We start from the raw sequence: 20,987 nt of genomic DNA, 5'->3' as shown, positions 1-20,987 counted from the left end.
GAACAATTTATCTCGCCGGCAGCGTTATCCCGATCAGCAGACCGCCGTCGGCGGGCAGTGTGGCGTGAAGCGACCCGCCGTGCGCCTCGACGATCGCTTTGGCGATCGACAGTCCCAGACCGCTGCCGCCGGAGTGGCGGGCGCGTGAGGAGTCAGCGCGGGTAAAGCGGTCAAACAATTGCGGCAGGAAGTCCGGCTCCACACCCTGACCGTAATCGCGGAAGGTCATTGTGATCGCCTGATCGTTCCTGCTGGCGGTGATCAGCAACGCGCCACCGTCGGCAGCGTAGCGCATTGCATTCTCACAGATGATGGTCACTACCTGGCCCAGCCGGAAGGTATCGGCATACAGCCGCAGATCGTTGGGTGATGTCACGCTGATGGCAATCCCCGCCTGTTCTGCCTGCGGCAGAAGCCAGCCGGAGCGCTCGCGCAGTAACTCGCTGAGATTAAACCACTCGTGGTTCAGGGTAAGCTGCCCGGCATCCGCCAGTGACAAGAGATGCAGTTCGTCTGTCAGGCGACTGAGCTGCATCAGTTGCTTCATGATCATCGCCAGCTGTTGCGGTTCGGCAGGAAAGACGCCATCCAGAATGCCCTGCAGGCGGCCCATTGCGGCCGTCAGTGGCGAGCGAAGTTCATGCGCCATCGCTACATGCGAGGTGCGCAGCTCACGCTCGTAACGCGCCAGCTGCTGCGTCATCTGATTAAAATCTTCGGTAAAGCGCACCAGCTCCTGTGGCGCTTCTTTCACCACCGCCGCCGTTCGGCCAAATTCCCCTTTCGATACCGCTCGCGCTGCGGTCGCTAGCTGGCTGAACTGCGCCGACAGCGGACGGGCGAAACGCAGCGCCATCACCACCATAAACGGGATCATGACCACCACCAGCACGAATACGGTCAGCCAGTCCGACGAGGCCAGCGAGGGATCGGAGAAGTTGATACCCCACCACTGGTCGATAATCTGATGAAAGCGTGCCGGATCGCTGGCAGGGTGGTGGCGCAGCTGGGTGAACTCCTCCAGCAGCGCGGGCGGCATCCGGTAATAGACCCAGTACGCCTGCACTGCGAAGCGCAGCCACATACAGATGGCGATGAGTACCACGCTGCCAATCGCCAGAAACAGCACCCGGATGCAGATCCAGCGCCACAGTGAGGTATGCGTATCGTTCTTCATGGCTGTCTGAACCGGTAACCGACGCTGCGAACCGCCGGTAAGACATCTGAAATGCCCGCGGCTTCCAGTTTGCGACGCAGGTTATAGACGTGGGTATCGACCACCCGCTCAAGCGCATCGCTTTCCGGCAGACAGTGCTCCAGCAGAAACAGGCGGGTAAACGGACGCGTCGGAGCGCGCATCAGGGTGACCAACAGGGAAAATTCGGTCGGTGTCAGATCGAGGCGGCGCGGTGAAGTACTGTCGCTATCGACCACTGCGGTGAGCGCCACCGGGTCCACCACTAAACCCGCCCAGCGCAGGGTTTCTGCCGCGGGTACCTGACTCTGCTGGCTACGGCGCAGTACTGCCTGAACGCGCGCCACCACTTCGCCCGGATGATAGGGTTTGACCACGTAGTCATCCGCGCCATAGCGCAGTGCGCCGATGCGGTCCGGCGCATCACCCATCGCGGTTACCATGATCACCGGGGTATCGTCACGACGTCGCAGCGCTGCCAGCACTTCAGTGCCGTTCATGCCGGGCAGCATGATATCCAGCAGGATCAGATCGGGCTGCCAGCGTCTGGCGGCATCCAGCCCGCCTGGCCCATCATCGGCAATCATGACCTCATAATTTTCACGTTTCAGGTAGGCCTCAAGTACGCCCGCCGCATCAGCATCATCTTCAATAATCAGTACACGTTTTGACTGCATTTTCGGATCACCTTGACTGTTTCTTCATAAATCCCTGGTCGTTAATTGACACTCGCCTCGCATACTCCGGCCATTGACGCGGCTCTGAACCCCTCAGCTCCGCACCTGATGTGATAATGAGGAAACGTGATGATAACCGGAAAAATAACGCTGCACATGGTCTGTTTTTCGCTGGGATTCAGTGCCGCGACTGCCATGGCTGATGAGACTACGCCGCCGCCAAGCGTCACGCTGGGCATTGCAGGTATCAATGCACCACGCTATAGCGGCGCAGATAAGCAGCACTGGCAGCTGATGCCGGTGATCCAGGCACGCGACGGGGCCTTCTTTTTAGACTCACAGAAAGGCATTGGCTATGACCTGCAGGCAGATAATGGACTGTATCTGGAACATACGCTGGGCTACGGGCTGGGCCGTTCTGACCAGAATTCATCCTGGCGAGATGGGGATGACCGGCTCAGAGGCATGGGGAACATCGACGCAACGATGAACACCGCGCTGGCGCTGGGATGGTCGGTAACGCCGTGGCTGGTGCTGGAGGGCAAAGCGACGCTGCCATTAAGTGATAGTCAGGGTGTGCAGTACCGCACTTCCGTTACCCTGATCCCATGGCAGACCAGTGACGATACCGTGGCACTGCAGGTGGCGGGACTGTTTGGCGACGGGCGTTATATGAATACCTGGTATGGCGTTAACAGCAAGCAAAGTGCGCGCAGCGGATTTGAACGGTACGACGCCGCGGGTGGATTTTATGGCACCGATACCAGCCTGACCTGGAGCCATCAGTTCACGCCTGCCTGGGCTGCCAGTGTGATCGGTGACTACAGCTGGCTGGATAAACATGCTTCAGATAGCCCCATCGTTGCACGGCACAACGGCGCATCGGCCACCCTGGCATTGAGCTACACCTTCTGAATGGCACCATGAAGAAAAGTGAGATGCGCAGCCACCGCCTTTTGCTTGCGGCACTGATTCTGTTGTATGTCGTGGTCTATACCCTGACAGGCGTTGCGCTTAGCCTGTTGGATGCGCCGGGACGGGGATAGGGAGCGAGCGGTATAAACAGCGTGATCGGGCTGGTTATGCCGTGACTTAAATAGAAAATTAACTTTTCGTAAAGCGGTTCAGACATTAATGGTCAGCGTTAGAAGTTTCGGGTACATCCGGATGTTTTAATTATCGCTATATAAATTGATTAAGGTGGTTAATTTAGATTGCGTCATAATGCATCTTGCTAATAAATTTTTTAAAAGAGCATTGGTGTAGTTAATCTATATGGATTGGGCAAGATTTAAATATTATAAATTAAAATGTGATCTATTAAGATAGCCTCTTCGCTGTGGTAGCAGCGCATGGAATTTACAGGGGCTGAACTGATGAAAAATAAAAATAGTGCTACACCTCATGATGCTACTTTTAGACAGTTTCTTACGCATCCGGATGTTGCCAGAGATTTTATGCAGATCCACCTTCCGGAGAAATTGCTTAAAATCTGCGATCTCACCACACTGAAGCTTGAGTCCGGATCATTTGTTGAAGACGATTTGCGTCAATACTTCAGTGACGTTTTGTACAGTCTCAGAACCTCAACCGGTGACGGATATATTCATGTTCTGATTGAACACCAATCCACCCCTGACAGGCATATGGCATTCCGCCTGATACGTTATGCGGTAGCCGCTATGCAGCGCCACCTTGAAGCTGGCCATAAAAAGCTGCCTTTAGTCATACCTGTACTGTTCTATACCGGTAAGCGCACTCCCTATCCGTGGTCGACCCGCTGGTTCGACGAATTTGATGATCCGGTAGTGGCGGAAAGCCTTTATAGAGGCGCCTTCCCGCTGGTGGACATTACGGTCATCCCGGATGATGAGATCATGACTCATCGCAGTATGGCCGCCCTGACGCTTTTGCAGAAACATATTCATCAACGCGACATTGCAAGCCTGACTGACCATCTGGTCACGCTACTCATGGCCGATTATCTTTCTTCACCCCAGGTGATGACGCTGATACACTATTTACTGCAGGCTGGTGAGTCAGCTGACTACGAAGCTTTCGTTCGCGAACTGGCACAGCGGGTGCCACAACACGGAGACGCACTGATGACCATCGCACAGCAGCTTGAACAAAAAGGGATCGAAAAAGGTCGCGCAGAAGGTATCGAGCTTGGTGAACGGCGTGGTATTGAGAAAGGTCGTACTGAAGGACAGCGTGAAGCTACCCTGAAAATTGCGCGCACTATGCTACAAAACGGCCTTGATCGTAAAACTGTCATAGAAATGACCGGCCTGACGTCAGACGATCTGGCGCAAATACGACACTAATATAAACAAGAGTAAACCCAGTCATGACCGGGTTATCGTTTTGAATACCGCACCAGATAAATCATCATAATTATCAGAAAGGTGTAACCTGCATACGTCCTGAACTACAAGCCATTATTTGTCTGGCTGACGCTGCAGGAAATTCCAGGTTGCGCCCAACATGCCGGAGTCGTTGCCGTAGGTCGCGGTATCAATGCGGATATCAAGATCATATTTTGCCAGTTGCTCTGCCAGTTCCTCGAGGAACGGTTCCCGCTCGGTAATTCCACCACCGATAAATATCATCTGCGGATCGAACACGCTGAAGAGGTTATATAAGCAGGCTGCAAGATCCTGGTAGAATTTATTCACCACCTGCTGCGCGGCTTCTTCTTTGCGATCGTATGCGTCAAAGACATCTTTACCCGTGACGTCGTCGGAAGATTTTTCGATGAGCTGGCTGTAATTCTCCCGAAGCGCCGTCATGGTACAACTCTGGCTCATGGTATGGCGTTCAATATTGCTGCTGGTGGGGCGCGAAGTCAGCAGACAGCCAAACTCGCCCGCGCGGTTACGACCGCCCCGGATCAGCGCGCCGTTGCAGAAGGCCGCTCCGCCTAATCCTGTGCCGATAGTTAACATCAGAAAATCACTGAGTTTTTTTGCTTTGCCCAGCCACTGTTCAGCCAGTAAGGCGCAGTGGGCGTCATTTTCGACCGTGGCAGGCAGTGAGGTTTTTTCCGTCAGCCACTGGCTCAGATGAAACTGGTCGAAGTCCCGAATGGTGCCGCCCATGGCGATATATCCGGCTTCTGCATCAATATAACCGGGCGTGCTGACGGCGATGCCAGCACAGCCGGGATTTTTCTCCAGCCAGGCCAGGATCTCATCAAGTATTTTGTCGCGTGAATTATGGGAAATATCAGCACTCTCACTGGTCAGAATATTTCCCTGCTCATCAATCACGCCCATTTTTAAAGAGGTACCACCAATATCGAAAGCTGCAATCTTCATTAACGTTCTCTGAGGTTGTTTTCATCCGATTAATTGTAGTGCTGAAAGAAAAAGGGCAGGAGGTCTGGCGGAGGCAATTTTGTCAGGAAAGGTACAGATTTATAAAGCGAGTGTTGTACAGAGGGTGTTTTGATAAACCCCGGCACACAGGGAACAGCTGTGCATGATTTTTAAGGACGTCCGATGTATTACCCGCGCTGAGAGGGTGTCTGGCAGCGCGGGCTTAATCGTCACTCTGAAGTCATTGCCACTTACGCAACAGGAGACTGGCGTTGACGCCGCCAAAACCAAAACCGTTCGACATGGCATAAGTCAGCGCCGTGGGACGTGCATTGAGCGCCACCAGGTCAAGATTGCCTGCGGCTTCATCGGGATGATGGAGGTTCAGCGTCGGCGGAATAAGCTGCTGCCGCAGCGCCATCAGGGTGAATATCGCCTCAACGCCGCCTGCCGCACCCAGCAGATGGCCGGTGGCGGATTTCGTTGAGGCGATCGCGACCTGCGAATCATCGCCAAACACTGCGCGAATAGCCGCCAGCTCACCGTGATCGCCAACCTGAGTTGAGGTTGCGTGTGCGTTGATATGCTGGACGTCTTCCGGGCTGATGCCCGCCTGGCGCAGGGCGGTTCTCATCGCCCGCGCAGCCCCGCTGCCATCCTCCGGACCCGCGGTTAAGTGGTATGCATCGGCGCTGGTGCCATAGCCGACAATCTCCGCCAGCGGCGTCGCACCGCGTGCTTCGGCATGAGCCAGCGACTCAATCACCAGCAGGCCTGCACCTTCGGCCATCACAAAGCCGTTTCTGTCACGATCAAACGGACGTGAGGCATGGTGCGGCTGATCTTCATAGCCCACACATAGCGCACGTGCAGCCGCGAAACAGCCCAGCGTGACGCGATCCAGCGCTGCTTCTGTGCCGCCACAAATAGCAATGTCCGCTTCACCGCTTCTGATCAACCTGGCTGCATCACCAATTGCCTGAACCCCTGCTGCACAGGCGGTAACGGGCGCACCCAGCGGGCCGGTGAAGCCGTGTTTGATCGAGACATGACCCGCGGCCATGTTGGCCAGAAACGAAGGTGCTGTAAAGGGTGAGAGCCTGCGCGGGCCGCGTGCATCGGTGGTGCGCACCGCGTCGGCAATGGCACCAAAGCCGCCGACGCCTGAAGCAATAATCGTCGCAGTACGTTCACGCGCCGCCTCATCTTCAGGATGCCAGGCCGCCTGATTCAGCGCTTCTTCTGCTGCCAGTAGCGCGAATTCTATAAAGCGCGACATCTTTTTACGCTCTTTCGGCGCAATGAACGCCTCGGGGTCGTAACCTGCCAGCGGATCTTCATCGATGCCCGGCACGCTGCCACCTACTGAAATACCGGTGCCAGCAGTAAGCGTATCGGGAAGGGTACGTATACCTGATTCTCCAGCCGTTAATCGCCGCCAGACGGTTTCAACGCCACAACCCAGTGGCGAAACGATGCCCGCGCCGGTAATGACAATGCGTTGTGATGAGGCTAAGTGACTCATTGGATTACTCCCGTAGAGAGTCCGGACAGTGATTGAAATGCTGCCGCAGACAATGGATACACGCCTTGAGCGCGGAAGGTGAGACCCTGCGTAGAATGGTGCGATGGACGAACGCAGGGATGGAATAGAGCAGAGAGAGATAAGCTTAGCAGCATCAGAATCCTGAGCGATAACCAGACAGAGTGCTATCGTTGCTCTTGTGACTAAATAAGTCAATAGTCACATCATGCGCATTGTTCAGGGCGCAAGGCTACGTAACACCAGCGCTGCCAGTTGTGCAGAGGCTTCTTCAGCGTCATCAAGGCTGTACTGCAGCAGTACCGGACTGGCGTAGGGTTTGATCACCCGATAGATTGCCTCCGCCGCTTCGTCAGCCGGGGTTTTACGCTCAAACTCACCGGATTCACGCCCCCGGCGCAGGATCTGCTGAATCAGGCTGAGCAGTCGTTCTTCATGCGCCATCGCCGACGGCCAGCGGTCACGCGACGCGACGGCAGCAATATCATAGAGTTTACGTTCGTGAAAAAAGAGTTCAGTGCCGGTGACGGAAAGCGTGCGGAACAGTCGCCGCAGTTGTTCCGATGCTCCAGGCGCATCGGCGATAGCGACTTCGACGTGCTGCATAATCATCGCAAGCCGGGTGGAGCAAATCACTTCGCCAATCGCCTGTTTTGATTCAAAAAATTTGTAGATATACGCTTTGGAAAAGCCGATAGCACGGGCGAGATCGGAGACGGTGGTTTTTTCGTAACCATAATGCGCGAAGTGCTGCATGGCAGCATCGACAATCTGGTCACGCACATTGTGCCCGGCCGGGCCGCGTGTGCCATTTTCCGTTACGGATTGAGTCATTGTCAGAACCTGGCAGATCAAAGGTGGGTGAAAAAATTCAGTGACCACTGTTAAGGGTGGTCACATTTTAGGCCCTGTTGCGATCAAAAGCCATATTTTGAACGGGCTGAATGTATGCTGGTGTTGCTGAGTGCCACCAGCCGGTTATTGGCGCAGCGTATCTATAGAGATATTCCAGTGATTGAGCTTGTTATAGAGCGCCGTGCGGGAAATGCCCAGCAGCTTAGCGGACTGCCGCAGATTACCCCCCTGCGCGCGAAGGGTCTGCAGGATGCAGGCTCGTTCATTATCCTGCAACAGGCTGCTGGCCGCTGGTCTGTTTTCGGCTGCGCGCGTCACCATCGCTGGCGGCAAATCGGCAAGGTCGATGATGCTGCTCTGGCAAAGATTAACGATCCGCTCGACCAGATTTTCCAGCTCGCGCACGTTGCCGGGCCAGTGCCATGCCTGCAGGGCGTTCATTGCTTCAATGCTCACCTGCGGAGGCGTTTTATTCAGCCGCTGACACAGGGCGTGAATGAAGGTATTCACCAGATCAGGAATGTCGCTCTGGCGTTCACGCAGGGCAGGGATGGTCAGGGAGATAACATTGAGGCGATAGAACAGGTCACGGCGGAAAGCACCCTGTTCCACTGCACTGAGCAGATCGCAATGGGTTGCCGCCACGATGCGGACATCCACTTTCAGCGGATGCGCCGCTCCGATGCGCAGCACCTCACTCTCCTGCAGCACGCGTAGCAGGCTGGTCTGTGCCTCCAGTGGCATTTCGCCAATCTCATCCAGAAACAGCGTGCCACCGTCGGCCAGCTCAAATTTACCTGCCGAACCGCCGCGCCGTGAGCCGGTGAACGCGCCATCGACGTAGCCGAATAGCTCACTCTGCACCAGGTCACGCGGCAGTGCGCCGCAGTTAACCGCGACAAAGGACTCATGCGCCCGGCTGCTGGCATTGTGGATCGCCTGAGCAAACAGCTCTTTACCGGTTCCGCTTTCACCGGTCAGCAGAACGGTACTGTCACTGCGACTGCTGGCGCGGGCATCCTGAAGAGCCTTCTGCAGCGTGGGTGCCTGACCACGAATCATCTCAAAGGTATAGCTGGCGCTGACGCCAAGCACACGACGGGTAATGGCACGGATGCGCTGATTTTCCCGCAGCGACAGGATGCGACCGCCGTCCGGTGCCGGCATCAGCGAGACCAGGCATGAAACACTGGGTCTGCCATCGGGGCGGAACACCATCTCGCGGTCATTACAGCAGGGCAGTGTGAGCAATGAACCGGACTGGGGCTGCAGCACCTGATCGATCAGGGCGTTGTCGGTATCAATACCGGCAAAGATCTGACGAGCGTAGCGGTTCAGGGTTTTGATGCGCCCGTCGCGGTCGCAGACCAAAACGCCCTCATTCAGGGTCTCCAGTATCGACTGCTGCTCGGCCAGCAGACGGCGTAAGGTGAGTTGCTGGCCAATTGCCTCTGCGGCAGCCTGCACGGTGCCCAGCGTATGGGCACTGAAATTGTCAGGCGTGGCGGTCAGCGTCAGTACGCCGGTCATACGACCGCTGGCATCACGGATAGGAGCTGCGGCGCACTGCCGGTTACGTTCACGCAGCGCGATTTTCCAGTTTTCTCCGCTGAGTACATAGACCAGCCGCTGCTCGCGCAGGCAGCGCGCGGTGCAGTTGGTGCCGAGCACCTCCTCACGCAGGATGCTGCCGACCGGAGTCAGGTCGCTGCCGCAAAAACTCAGTACGATGCCTTGCGCATCTGTGAGATTGATATGACCATCGGGATTGTAAGCCAGCAGGTTCTCCATCACGCTATGCGCCACAGTAATCAGCTCACTGTTATGACGCAGAACGGCGGCCAGCTCCGTTGGATCGGAGGCACTGTACTCAAAAGATACCGGATCGATGCCATGTTCGTGCGAGCGGTTCCATGACTGCAAAATACTGCGGCGGATCCAGCGCGGCTGTTCACCCTGGCTAAATGCCTGCCAGCCCCGGGCAAACCGAGCTTCCCACTGTGCCGCATCACCGCCTTCCGGCAGGCTGAATATGGCATCGCTCTCTTCTTTATTAGGCAGCAAATCATGCAGAGATTGCATTTCACTCTCTCGTGGTCGATGGAATGTCCATTTTAATGACATGTTAAGTTGACATGTAAATTTTATTTTCAATCAGGACGCGTCATCTGCGAGCGCGTTCACATAAAAGCCCGCTTTAAAACTGGCATCCACTTTGCAACGCTGACATTAACTCTCACCTGTCAAAAACAATGGGAAAGTTAAGGTGTTATGCGTAAACATAATCTGAAGTTGTTGCTGTTCATCTGTTCCATCGCCTCATTGAGCGGGGTGATCCTCGGTTATGACGCCTCAGTGATTTCCGGCGTTATTGAGCCATTAACGGAACACCTTGCGCTAACGCCGTGGCAAAGTGGATGGGCTGTTTCAAATGTCATTCTCGGCTGTATCGTCGGCGCTGGCTGTGTCGGCGCGATCTCAGATCGGATCGGGCGTAAACCTACACTGGTGATCACCGCGCTGTTGTTTGCCGTGTCTGCGGTGGGTTCTGCGCTGGCAGATTCACTAACCGGGTTTGTGATTTACCGGCTGGTGGGTGGCCTGGCGGTCGGGATGGCGTCGGCAATTACGCCGCTCTATATCGCAGAGGTCTCACCTAAGGACTGGCGAGGGCGCATGCTTGGGCTGCAGCAGATGCTGATGGTTGGTGGTCAGGTCACGGTCTATGTGGTGAATTACCTGATTGCACGCGGTATGCCCCATGCCTGGATAGTCAGTGAAGGCTGGCGCTGGATGCTGGCGTCGGGTGTGGTGCCTTGCCTGCTGTTTCTGGCACTGGTGCCCTTTATGCCGGAATCACCACGCTGGCTGGCGTTAAACGGCAAGCGTGAACGCGCGCTGGCAGTGCTGACCCGGCTTTCGACGCCTGAACATGCGCGGCGTCTGCTGGCAGAAATCAGTGCACCGGACGCGGATTCTGTTACCCGTCAGCAGGGAACCCGTCTGCTCCGCGACGCCAGAATGCGTTACATCCTGTTGATCGGCTGCGCGATTGCAATTCTTCAGCAGGTTTCGGGCATCAACATCCTGCTGTATTACGCACCGTCGCTGCTGCAGAACATCTCACCGGATACACAGACCTCCCTCTATCACAGCATTTTCCTTGGACTGGCGCTGCTGGTCGGAGTAGCGTTTTGTCTGAACGCAGTGGATCGCTGGGGACGGACGCGTCTGCTGCGCTGGGGAGCGCTGGGTTGCGCTGTCAGCCTGGTGATTACGGCCTGGGCCTTTATAGCGCAGATCGGTGGCCTGCTGCCGGTCGTGGGCCTGGTGGCGTTCGTACTGATTTTTGGTATGTCATGGAGTCTGGGTGCCTGGCTACTGATCTCTGAAATATTTCCCAACCGAATTCGTGCCGTCGCGATGGGCTACGCCTTTTCTTCGATGTATCTCGCCAATTTCATCGTTACTCAGACTTTCCCGATGATGAACCGTAGCCGTTTGCTGATGGATCACTTCCATGGTGCTTTTCCACTGATGCTCTGCGCCGCTGGCTCCCTGGTGGCCTTCTGGTTTGTAAAACGTTTTCTGCCTGAAACCCGAGGCATCTCACTGGAGCACATCGAGCCGCTGATGCTTTCAAAATCCCGTCGTTTTGCCGCCAAAGCGCAGGCGACATCCGGACACCCTATTCAGCCTGACTGGGCTGACAACAAAAAACAGGAGCAGTTATGAACCTTAAAACAGTACGAGTGGGATTGATCGGTGCTGGCCGCATGGGCAGTTTTCATGCAGAGAATCTGGCGCTGCGGGTGCCTGGGGCACGGCTGACAGCGGTCGCCGACCTGCAACCCGGCGCAGCGCAGCAACTGGCAGACCGGCTGGGGGTGGAGAAAGCCTATACCGATATCCAGGCGTTACTCAATGACAGCGAAATCGATGCCGTTGCTATTGCTACGCCGGCTCGCACTCACGCCGAACTGGTGATCGCTGCAGCCCGGGCTGGCAAGCACGTGTTTTGCGAAAAACCGATGGCGGTAACGCTGGATGAGGCAGATCGGGCGATCGCGGCCGCACAGGATGCGGGCGTTGTGTTGCAGGTCGGCTTCAATCGTCGATTCAGTGCAGGCTTCGCCGCAGCTATTGAAGCTGTCAGAGCAGGCACCAATGGCACCACCCAGCTAAGCCGTTCGGTGACACGCGACCCTGGCCTGCGCGATCCGGCCCCAATCCCGCAGTGGACCATCTTCCTTGAAACCTTAATCCATGACTTCGACACCCTGCTGCACTTCAATCCGGGTTCCCGGCCGGTTGAGGTCTATGCGCTGGCTGATGCGCTGGTGCGTCCCGATTTTAAAGATAAGGGATTACTTGATACCGCGGTGGTGACCATCCGCTTTGATAACGGTGCCATTGCCACTGCGGAAGCCAACTTCCAGGCAGTTTACGGTTATGACGTTCGCGGTGAGGTGTTTGGCAGTAAAGGTATGCTGCAGGCGGGCAACATCAATCAGGACAACTGTGTGCGCTATCACGCCGAGGGTATTGCCATCGCAACGTCTCGAATGGATACCGATCTGCTGCGTGAGGCCTATGTTGCTGAAATGGCAGAATTCGCCCGCGCGATTCTGCACGGTGACACGCCGCGCGCTACTGGCACTGATGCACGTAACGCGCTGGAAATTGCGCTGGCCTGTATTGAATCGGTGCAGCAACGCAAACCCATTCTGTTGGGAGAACGCTAATGGCCGGTTATCAGCTTTCAGTCTGTGCGGAGATGGTGTTTCTCGAACTGCCTTTTATCGCGCGTGTTGAGCGGATTCATGCGCTGGGATTTGGCGTGGAGATCTGGAACTGGGCCAACAAAGATATCGACGCGTTGGTGGCGACAGGTGCGCGTTTTACCTCCATGACCGGCTACCTCAACGGTAACCTGACTGATGATGATGAGATTGCAGAGTTGCTGCATAGCGCAGAAACCTCACTGGCGATTGCAGATCGTCTGAACTGCCCGAGCCTGAATCTGCATGGCACCGGGCTGGATGCTCACGGCCAGGCGGTTCGTCCGGTTGAGGTGGTCACTGGTGAGATGTGGCTTAAAGCGGCCGACACCCTGCGGCGTGTCGCTGCGCTCGGCGAGCAGGCCGGGCGAGTATTTACTCTCGAAAACCTGAATCTGGCGGTTGATCATCCGGGTACGCCGTTCGCACGGGCTGCCGATACGCTGGCGCTGGTCGAAGCGGTCAACAGCCCGGCACTGAAGATGAATCTGGACCTCTATCACGCCCAGATTGGAGAGGGCAACCTGATAGAGCTGATACGACGCTGCGGCCCCGCTATCGGTGAAATCCAGGTGGCTGATGTGCCGGGCCGCATGCAGCCTGGCACCGGGGAAATTAACTATCGCGCCATTGCCCGTGCGCTGGAGCAGGTCGGCTATTGCGGCGTCGTTGCGCTGGAGGGCTGGGCCGAAGGCGACAGCGAAACAGCCCTGGCACAGTTCCGCGATCACTTTACGTTGTGAGCTCTGCCGCCGGGTATTTGCCTGTTGCCCGGCGGTTCTATCAATAATAAACCCTACAGGATTACGCAATGAAAACCAAAATGTTAGCACTGCTGCTCAGCCTGATGATCAGCGTTACCGCCTGGGCTAAAACACCTAAAATCGGTGTCGCACTGGCTAATTTCGATCTTAACTTCGTATCGATTCTGCGGACGCAGATGGTGGGTGAGATAAAAGCGCTGAAAATGGATGGGCAGTTCGTCGATGCCAAAGGGGATGTAGCTCTTCAGGTACAGCAGGTTGAAGATTTTATCAATCAGGGCGTGGATGCCATTATTCTCAACCCGGTCGATACACAGGGCGTACTGCCGATGGTGAAAGCGGCAGAAGCGGCGGGCATTCCGCTGGTGTTTGTTAACCGTAAACCGGAAGTGAAATTACCGTCCAGTATGGCCTATGTCGGTTCTGACTCTGCCCTGGGGGGTGAGATGCAGATGGAAGCGCTGGCAAAACAGATGAACTATCGGGGCAATGTCGCCATTTTAATGGGCGCATTATCAAATGAAGAAGCGCGGGAACGGACGCGTGCTGTTGAAGCGGTGATCGCTAAATATAAGCAAATGGCGGTAATCGAAAAACAGACTGCACGCTGGCAGCGTAATGAAGCGGTAGACGTAGTTTCGGGCTGGCTGCTTAATCAGCGACCAATCGATGCAATCGCCGCCAATAATGATGAAATGGCTATCGGGGCGATTATGGCGCTGAATCAGGCGAAAAACAGCCACGTTCTGGTTGCCGGGATCGATGGCACGCCAGATGGCCAGCAGTTCGTCAAAAATGGAAAGATGACGCTGACTATTTTCCAGGATGCGAAAGGGCAGGCGACGGGCGCTGTGAAAGTCGTGAAAGCGTTACTGGATAAACAGAAAGTCGAATCACTGAACTGGATCCCCTATAAAACCATTACACAAAGTAATTATGCGGAGTTTGCTGCCGCTAATCAGCCATAAAAATTGCCGCTAACTTTATGATTCTTCGTCGTTTCTTAAATTATTAGCCAGCTGCCGGGCAGTGACGCACTCTGCCCGGCCTGTTTTGCTGGCTAATCTGTAAAAATTTCCTTAATCGCCTGATTAACGCGTCTGTAGTGCTTCTTCATATAAGCTGAATTATACTGTCGATAAATGAGCGGAAATTCAGTGATTTCTTAATGATTTACATAATCGATGATCAGGTTTCTTACAATTCTGATGACTGCACGCTTAGCCACATTCCTACTCAGGAGTCGCTGAGCCTCAGTATTTCTTCAGGTCGGCTTTTTGAGCAGTTACTGAATTCCGGGGGAGAAATACTGGCGCGTGATACGTTGCTGACCGAGGTCTGGGATAAATATGGCCTGCGTGGATCGAATAGTAATCTGAATCAATATCTGAGTATTGTGCGCAGGGCACTCGCGGCTTATGGCTGTGAAAATCTGATTATCACCATCCCGAAAATTGGTATACGCCTGAATACCGATATTAAAATTGAACGTCAATCAGCCCCGGTCATGGGGGGGACGGAAGTTTTAACTGATGACATATCGGAAGGAAGTATAACTGAAGGGTCTGCTGAAAACGTTGTCCTGCCTGCCACTCCGCCCGGTAATCAGCTGCCAGCTACGTCCGTTAACGTCACCCGGCGATACTGGTTTGCTTCTGTTGCTCTGATAGTGCTGGGCATGGTGCTCTGGTATTTCACGGTATCGCGTCCTGACGAGCAAATTATTCCAATGAGTTCAATAAAACTTGAAGGTGGCTGCGAAGCAGTATTATTGCAGGGTCTGGATGAGGTTGAACGACAGGCATTGGGTAAGCAAATAGTGCAAATTCTAAGGGAAAATAATCAAACCTGCGATGCGGGTCACCGGATTATTTTTGATAAAAACACCTCTTTTACTACTAAGAATTTCGGAAGAACGATTCTTTCATCGTGTAAAATTAATAGCGATGGTCATATCATCTCATGCGACAATTTTTATTATCTTGACTGGAGAATGGGATGAAGCGGAGCATTGGTATTAATATTATCTTCATGCTGGCTGCGCTATTAATGGTGACTTTTGCAGGGGTTTATTACTTAACACATCAGGCCAAAGATTTTCCTTTTCGATGCTCAGCGTTTAGCCGTTACGATCTCAGTCGTAATGATGATAAACGAATTGAGTTCGCTGTTGCCCAGGATTTACGTTTTGATAAAAAGGATTCAGGCTATCTTTTGCTGAATGGGCAGGCAACGAGCAATGACGGTGTTACTATTCTTAACAGAAGGGTTGCATTAATCAATGGCGCTAAAATTTCCGATGATACTTACCGGTATCAGATCAGCAAAGTTGTCACTTCGAATACTGATACTACTCCTGATGTCATCTTTAATAAGTTGTTAGCAGAGATCACGCTGGATCCAACGCATCTGCAGTTGGATGTCGATAAGATTGATAAAAATACCTATATTATCGGTGGGCCGATCTCCTATCTCTTTACCTGCCAGCGTTACTAAGCTCTGTAAACGGCTAACTTAGCGGTGTTCAGAATGCATGAAACCGGGAAGGATTTATCCTGCCCGGTTTTTCTTTTAACGTTATGTCGTCAGGCTTTGCTGAGGAAAAGCATCAGGGCCAGCTCTGGAAACTCTTCAGGATATTATTAAACAGCTGAATTTCTTCATCGGTCAGGGGGGCAGCCTTTGACAAAGAGAAAATTAATACATCCTCCAGGTTTAAGGTGAAAATCGCCTGTTTTTGATAAAGCCGGATATTATCCGGGCGCAGAAAATCATAAGTAATCATGATGCCTGTGCTCAGATTATCGCCCAACACCACGGGTTGATTTGCTTGCTGTTGCCAGTCTTTCATTTGTCTCTGCAGAATAGCGAGCTGGCTGCTGATATATTCTTCTGGATTGTTGTGATTGGCCAGTTTATCACGAGAAATAGTGACGGGTGGCATCGCTGAACGGGGATCCGCCAGCGTGTTCAGGGTTCGCTCGCAGTAGCCTTCCGGTAAAGTAATCATACCTTCGCTAAACCGGCAAATATTTTTATCCATGTGTAATCTCCATTTCTTTAGTTTTTTCTGTCTGGCCAAATAACTGATCTGCGGTAACTTCACTGAGCGTACCGTTATTTAACAGGACGATTTTATCTGCACTTCTTATGGTTTCCGGGCGATGTGCAATCATGATTCGGGTGATTTTCATTTGCTTTATTGCATTGTTGATCTGCGCTTCGTTATAGATATCCAGATGACTGGTTGCTTCGTCCAGTACCAGTATTTTTGGTTCGCGGTAGAGGGCGCGAGCTAGCAGAATACGCTGCAGCTGCCCGCCAGAGAGAAACGATCCCATATCACCGACAAGGCTTTGATAGTTCATCGGCATTTTCATGATATCGCCGTGAATTTGCGCCAGGCGTGCTACACGGGTAATTTTTGCGTGGTCAGGATTATTATCAAAGAAGCTAATATTTTCACTGATCGAGCCTGAGAACAGGATGTCATCCTGCATAACACAGCCGATGCGGTTACGATGGTGTTCAAGTCCTGTCTGGGTAATGTCCATTCCGCCCACGGTGATTGTTCCACCTTCCGGGTGCAGCAGACCCAGAATGATTTTGGCCATGGTGGTCTTTCCCTGACCTGAAGGGCCGACAATCGCAACGCTTTCGCCAGCCTTAATTTCCAGACTGGCACCATTTACTACCCAGGGTTCGGTAGGTGCATAGCGGAAGCGGATATCCGTTAGTTTGATATCCTGCGGCGTTTCTGTCTCATCATGCGTATCTTTACTCACCAGTACCGGACTGGCTTCTGAGCTGACTTCAGTTTCTGACAACACGATATCGGCCAGTCGTTCACCATGCATACGCAGCATTCTGAAGTCGATTACGGCGTTGATCAGACCTGCACCGCGGCTCATAAACTGATCGGAGAAGCTAATAAAGGCGGTAAGCATACCTGCAGAGAAGTTGCCATCCAGTACTTGCAGCGCAGCCAGCCAGACCAGTACGACCCTGCCTACAGAAGTGAGCAATCCCTGGGCGGAACCAAACAAAATGTTAAGCTTCTGAATCACAATGCCTTTGTTGGTCGTATCCACCAGGAAATTCATGTAGGCGGAGAGACGAGGCACCTGCTTGTTATTGGTTTTTACCGCCTGGATACCGCGAAGCGTTTCCAGTAATGAAGATTGCGTGCGGGCTGAACTGATGATTTGCTCTTCGTTGGCGCGGCGAACAGGATCATAAGCCATGAAGCGTAACAGTGCATAGGCGACAAAAAGGCCAATTACCAGCCAGGCAAGCTTAGCGTTATAGATAAACAGCATCACTACTGTCACGATCGACATTACCCCATCCAGCACAGTACTAATGAAGCGGCTGGTCAGCGTACTTTGGATGGTGTTTAGCGAGCCATAGCGGGACAGAATGTCACCAACGTGACGGGATTCGAACCATTCAAGTGGCAGCTTTAACATGTGGTGACAGACATTGACCGTCCACTGCACGCTGAGCTGGCTTGAGAACCAGCTCATCACCCATGAGCGCAGCGCTGTAATCATGGTCTGAAACAACGCAATCATGATAAAGCCGATCCCGAGCAAGGAGAGTAGCGAGTAATCTGCGGAGACCAGCACCATATCCATCACCCACTGCATAAAGAAGGGGGAGAGTACGCCGAAAAGCTCCAGAGCGATGGACAGGATAAGCACCTGGGCAAAGGCAGATTTCACCCCTGTCACACTGCCCACCAGCTTCATCATCGAGATGCTTTCTTTTTCTTTTTTGACCTCAAAAGTGGAGGAGGGAACCAGCTCCAGTGCAACGCCGGTGAACGCCGGTGATGCTTCTTTAAATGTCAGTTCCCGAATGCCGCGTGCAGGATCGTGAAGCGTGATCTTATTGCCACGCACTTTTTTTAGCACAACGAAATGGTTCAATTCCCAGTGCAGAATGCAGGGCATGCGTAATTTAGACAGCTCTTCCATATCAACGCGTAACGCACGGGAACTCATATTGAGTTGTTGTGCCATGGCAATGACATCACTAAGGGTTGCACCCTTAAGCGACGTTGCGAACCTGCGACGCAGGGTGATCATGTCGATTTCATGACCGTGATAATTGGCAATCATCCCCAGACAAGCAAGACCACATTCCGTCGCCTGTGACTGACGAATCATCGGCAGGCGGTTAAACCATTTAAAATTGAGTTTCTCTAATAACAACACAGAACAGACCTTTTAATCAGAGAGAGATTTTGTGTCCAAGCGCAAAAATTGGCTCCAGCACCCATTCATAAAGACGACGTTTGTCGACGATAAAATCGGCATCCAGCGCCATACCCGGCTTGAGTTTTTCATTCTGCGCATAAGCAGTAATTGATTGTTTGTCCAGGGAGACCAGCACGCGGTACTGCTGTTCCTGAATATTGTTTTTGCCGGTTAACGTAGTGACTTCCTGAGGAGACAGAGCGGTGCGTGAAACCTCGATAACTTTTCCATACTGTTGACCAAACTTTTGATAAGGAAACGCTTTATAGCGCAGCACCACCCGCTGTCCCGGTTGGATAAAACCAATGGACTGCGTGTTTACCATGATGCGGGCGACCAGTTCAGTATTGCTTGGCAAAACTGCTATGGCTGACTGACCGGCGGTGAGCATCTGTCCATTTTTGACCATAATCATGCCGACATACCCGCTTTTAGGCGCACGTAATTCAAACGAGCGGCGCGCTTCATTTTCAGCCATCGACTGACGGTTATCAGCCAGTTGGCGCTCGATATCGTTACGCTTTTTCTCGTCATCCAGCGGTTTTTCATGCAGCTGTTGCTCGGTCTGAACAATTTTTTGCGAGATGTCCAACAGCTGACGTTGATATTCCTGGTAGCGCGCCTGGCTATCGAGCAGATTAGACTCTTGCTCTTCCATCTGACGGCTTGAGGCATACCCTTCGTTGTGCATGGCTTCCAGCTTGTCCAACTGCATTTTCGCCAGGGAAACCTGTTTCCGACGGTGTGTCAATTGCAGCTTCAGCTGCTCCTGTTGCAGTTTCAGGCTGGCGATAGTGTCGGTCAGGCCCTTCATTTCAACCTGATGAAGCTTTTCAAGCGTCACCAGATCCTGTTCAAGCCTTTCACGCTGGCCTTTCAGATTCTCGGCAATAACCTGACGAGTCTGACCTAACTGTGTTGAAACCTCTGATGACAACACCATCAGCACATCGTCTTTTTCAACATGCTGGCCCTCTTTTACCGGGATATCGACCACCGTGGCGCTTACGGGGGGCGGAATGATCAGCATGCCATTTTTAGGCAGCAGTTCTCCGGTAGAGGATTCATATTTTGTATAACTGCCAAATATAAAAAACAGCGCTGTCGCGGCAGTGATCAGCACTACAACGGAAATAACTAACCAGCGATAAGGTGGGCAATAGAGTGCCACAATGCCCAGGTTTCCACGGTTGGCTGCATCAAGTGCCTCCTGACGGAATAGTGACTGTTCCATTTATATAATCATCATGAGTAAGGGATTAACGGCACTGAAAAAAATTCAGCATGTCGATTGATAGTGATCCGGTACTTTGTGCCAGATTAATGAGGGCGTTCAGGTAATTGAAGCGAGCTTCAGCCTTATCTTTAAGTGCGCTAAAATATTTTTGCTGAGCATCAAGCTCATCATTTACCGTACGGAAACCCATTTCCCGGCCATATTGAACAGACACCACTTTTTCGCGTGAAGACTCGACGGCATTTTTCTGCGCGTTGATTAACGCTTTTCCATTCGTAAGACTAAGCCATGCTGAACGTGTATCTGTAGCCGCTTTGCGTTGTGCTTCCATGGTGGAATATTTCGCTGCCTGACGGCGATAGGCTGCTTCATAAGATTGTGAAATCTGGCTGCCACCCGCGAATAATGGAATAGAAACGTTAACGCCATACTGCAGATTATTACTTTTAGAGTTAGTGCCAAAAATAGCATCATAAAGTAAATTATCGTCGTTATCGTTACGGCTCCAGTTTTTGCCATATCTGGCGTAAAGTGACACGACAGGCATATGTGCGCCATCTGCAGCCAATACATCAGCATCGGCCTGATCATTCTGAAACAGGGCAATTTTGATTTCAGTGTTACGTTGCTGGCTGGCATTAATCGCATCAGTTAAAGAAGCGTAGGGCGAAGCGTTAAGGCACTGAAAGTTTACCGGCTCGACAGTGTCCGGACTGACACCCGATAAGCGACGAAATGCTTCTCCAGCCAGCAATAACTGACTACTCGCCTCTATTTCTTTGGCCTGAGCAAGAGCGTAATTGGCCTTAGCTTCATCCAGCTCTGTACGGGTGTTTTGTCCATTCAGAATACCGGCCTGCAGTTTTTGCTGTTGTTGTTTGAAGTTGTGACTGGCAGCATTCGCAGCCTGTAAAACTTCCTGCTGATAGAGCACCGAAAAGTAGGCATTACTGATCGCATTTAATAACTTTTCTTCAGCTTTTTTTGACTGGGCTTCAGCGGTATTGGCAATAGCAACGCCTTTACGCCAGCCAGCATATTTACTCATATCAAACAGGGGTTGTCTGACACTGAGATCGTAACTGTGATTTGTTACACCACTTTGATATTTTTTATCCGGCTGTTCCTGACGATCCCAGTTTCCTTCGAGCGTCAATGTGGGCAACATTCCGGCCATACCCTGCCAGTATTTTTGCTGATCGGCTTCACTGGTCATCTGGCTGGATTGCAATGCAGAGTCATAGGTTAATGCGGCTCGGGCAGCCTGCTGTAAGCTGGTCGCATAAGATCCAAATGGCACGCAGGACAGTACAATAAATGCAATTTTAAAATTATAAAATTTCATGATGCTCGC

19 protein-coding genes are annotated in these 20,987 nt (G+C 52.7%); 9 read left to right on the top strand and 10 right to left on the bottom strand.

Annotation, left to right across the window (positions count from 1 at the left end; translation table 11 throughout):
* Positions 1–7: 7 nt before the first annotated feature.
* Both ACX8ZY_RS23990 and ACX8ZY_RS23985 read right to left on the bottom strand, forming a co-directional pair.
* A complete protein-coding gene (locus ACX8ZY_RS23990) occupies positions 8–1,177 on the bottom strand; it encodes a sensor histidine kinase (RefSeq protein WP_062759541.1) in 1,170 nt (389 codons plus the stop codon).
* Positions 1,174–1,872 carry a response regulator gene (locus ACX8ZY_RS23985; RefSeq protein WP_421665534.1) on the bottom strand — a complete coding sequence of 233 codons (699 nt, stop codon included), beginning with the start codon at positions 1,870–1,872 and terminating at the stop codon, positions 1,174–1,176. Before ACX8ZY_RS23985 ends, ACX8ZY_RS23990 begins: the two co-directional genes overlap by 4 nt.
* A gap of 129 nt (positions 1,873–2,001) precedes the next feature.
* On the opposite strand from ACX8ZY_RS23985, the gene ACX8ZY_RS23980 reads away from it, so the two are divergent.
* From ACX8ZY_RS23980 to ACX8ZY_RS23970, 3 genes are all read left to right on the top strand, one after another.
* Complete coding sequence (locus ACX8ZY_RS23980; RefSeq protein ID WP_022624202.1) at positions 2,002–2,787, top strand: MipA/OmpV family protein; 786 nt, start codon at positions 2,002–2,004, stop codon at positions 2,785–2,787.
* A gap of 8 nt (positions 2,788–2,795) precedes the next feature.
* Positions 2,796–2,918 (top strand): hypothetical protein, encoded by a 123-nt coding sequence (locus ACX8ZY_RS23975; protein ID WP_254920079.1) that lies wholly within the window; start codon positions 2,796–2,798, stop codon positions 2,916–2,918.
* A 330-nt stretch (positions 2,919–3,248) separates the two neighbouring features.
* Positions 3,249–4,199, top strand: coding sequence for an Rpn family recombination-promoting nuclease/putative transposase (locus ACX8ZY_RS23970; RefSeq protein ID WP_029519683.1), 951 nt, complete (start codon positions 3,249–3,251; stop codon positions 4,197–4,199).
* Positions 4,200–4,313: 114 nt separating this feature from the next.
* Here the strand turns inward: ACX8ZY_RS23970 and ACX8ZY_RS23965 are convergent, their stop codons facing one another.
* From ACX8ZY_RS23965 to ACX8ZY_RS23950, 4 genes are all read right to left on the bottom strand, one after another.
* Positions 4,314–5,192, bottom strand: coding sequence for an ROK family protein (locus tag ACX8ZY_RS23965; protein ID WP_010256830.1), 879 nt, complete (start codon positions 5,190–5,192; stop codon positions 4,314–4,316).
* A gap of 241 nt (positions 5,193–5,433) precedes the next feature.
* Entirely contained in the window at positions 5,434–6,717 is a 1,284-nt protein-coding gene (gene fabF / locus ACX8ZY_RS23960; protein ID WP_029519682.1) for a beta-ketoacyl-ACP synthase II, read from the bottom strand.
* Between the two features lie 237 nt (positions 6,718–6,954).
* Positions 6,955–7,569: a TetR/AcrR family transcriptional regulator gene (locus ACX8ZY_RS23955; RefSeq protein ID WP_010256825.1), complete on the bottom strand. Its 615-nt coding sequence runs from the start codon at positions 7,567–7,569 to the stop codon at positions 6,955–6,957.
* Between the two features lie 144 nt (positions 7,570–7,713).
* Positions 7,714–9,672, bottom strand: a complete 1,959-nt coding sequence (locus ACX8ZY_RS23950) for a sigma-54-dependent Fis family transcriptional regulator (protein ID WP_421665533.1) — start codon at positions 9,670–9,672, stop codon at positions 7,714–7,716.
* Between the two features lie 189 nt (positions 9,673–9,861).
* Here ACX8ZY_RS23950 and ACX8ZY_RS23945 point away from each other — a divergent pair, with 189 nt between their 5' ends.
* The 6 genes from ACX8ZY_RS23945 to ACX8ZY_RS23920 all read left to right on the top strand — a co-directional run bounded on the left by ACX8ZY_RS23945 (position 9,862) and on the right by ACX8ZY_RS23920 (position 15,631).
* Positions 9,862–11,325, top strand: a complete 1,464-nt coding sequence (locus ACX8ZY_RS23945; protein ID WP_163763529.1) for a sugar porter family MFS transporter — start codon at positions 9,862–9,864, stop codon at positions 11,323–11,325.
* Entirely contained in the window at positions 11,322–12,335 is a 1,014-nt protein-coding gene (locus ACX8ZY_RS23940) for a Gfo/Idh/MocA family oxidoreductase (RefSeq protein ID WP_060678789.1), read from the top strand. The genes ACX8ZY_RS23945 and ACX8ZY_RS23940 overlap by 4 nt, the downstream gene beginning before the upstream one ends.
* Complete coding sequence (locus tag ACX8ZY_RS23935; RefSeq protein ID WP_010256807.1) at positions 12,335–13,114, top strand: TIM barrel protein; 780 nt, start codon at positions 12,335–12,337, stop codon at positions 13,112–13,114. Before ACX8ZY_RS23940 ends, ACX8ZY_RS23935 begins: the two co-directional genes overlap by 1 nt.
* A gap of 68 nt (positions 13,115–13,182) precedes the next feature.
* On the top strand, positions 13,183–14,103 hold the full coding sequence (locus ACX8ZY_RS23930) for a substrate-binding domain-containing protein (protein ID WP_421665531.1): 921 nt from the start codon (positions 13,183–13,185) through the stop codon (positions 14,101–14,103).
* A 200-nt stretch (positions 14,104–14,303) separates the two neighbouring features.
* Complete coding sequence (locus ACX8ZY_RS23925) at positions 14,304–15,137, top strand: winged helix-turn-helix domain-containing protein (RefSeq protein WP_132499668.1); 834 nt, start codon at positions 14,304–14,306, stop codon at positions 15,135–15,137.
* Positions 15,134–15,631 (top strand): FidL-like protein, encoded by a 498-nt coding sequence (locus tag ACX8ZY_RS23920; protein WP_022624196.1) that lies wholly within the window; start codon positions 15,134–15,136, stop codon positions 15,629–15,631. The genes ACX8ZY_RS23925 and ACX8ZY_RS23920 overlap by 4 nt, the downstream gene beginning before the upstream one ends.
* Before the next feature lie 112 nt (positions 15,632–15,743).
* Here the strand turns inward: ACX8ZY_RS23920 and ACX8ZY_RS23915 are convergent, their stop codons facing one another.
* Genes ACX8ZY_RS23915 through ACX8ZY_RS23900 form a run of 4 tightly spaced genes read right to left on the bottom strand, consistent with a single transcriptional unit; the run spans position 15,744 to position 20,978 of the window.
* The gene (locus ACX8ZY_RS23915) at positions 15,744–16,178 is read right to left on the bottom strand and encodes a DcrB-related protein (protein ID WP_010256796.1); all 435 of its coding nucleotides are present in this window, start codon (positions 16,176–16,178) and stop codon (positions 15,744–15,746) included.
* The gene (locus tag ACX8ZY_RS23910) at positions 16,171–18,354 is read right to left on the bottom strand and encodes a peptidase domain-containing ABC transporter (protein WP_029519681.1); all 2,184 of its coding nucleotides are present in this window, start codon (positions 18,352–18,354) and stop codon (positions 16,171–16,173) included. The genes ACX8ZY_RS23915 and ACX8ZY_RS23910 overlap by 8 nt, the downstream gene beginning before the upstream one ends.
* A gap of 16 nt (positions 18,355–18,370) precedes the next feature.
* A complete protein-coding gene (locus tag ACX8ZY_RS23905; protein ID WP_158150231.1) occupies positions 18,371–19,630 on the bottom strand; it encodes an HlyD family efflux transporter periplasmic adaptor subunit in 1,260 nt (419 codons plus the stop codon).
* A 25-nt stretch (positions 19,631–19,655) separates the two neighbouring features.
* Entirely contained in the window at positions 19,656–20,978 is a 1,323-nt protein-coding gene (locus ACX8ZY_RS23900; RefSeq protein WP_459261485.1) for a TolC family outer membrane protein, read from the bottom strand.
* Positions 20,979–20,987 lie beyond the last annotated feature (9 nt).

This window comes from Pantoea sp. XAF26B01_ASV70 (assembly GCF_054512635.1).
This window is presented reverse-complemented; position numbering and strand designations above follow the sequence as displayed.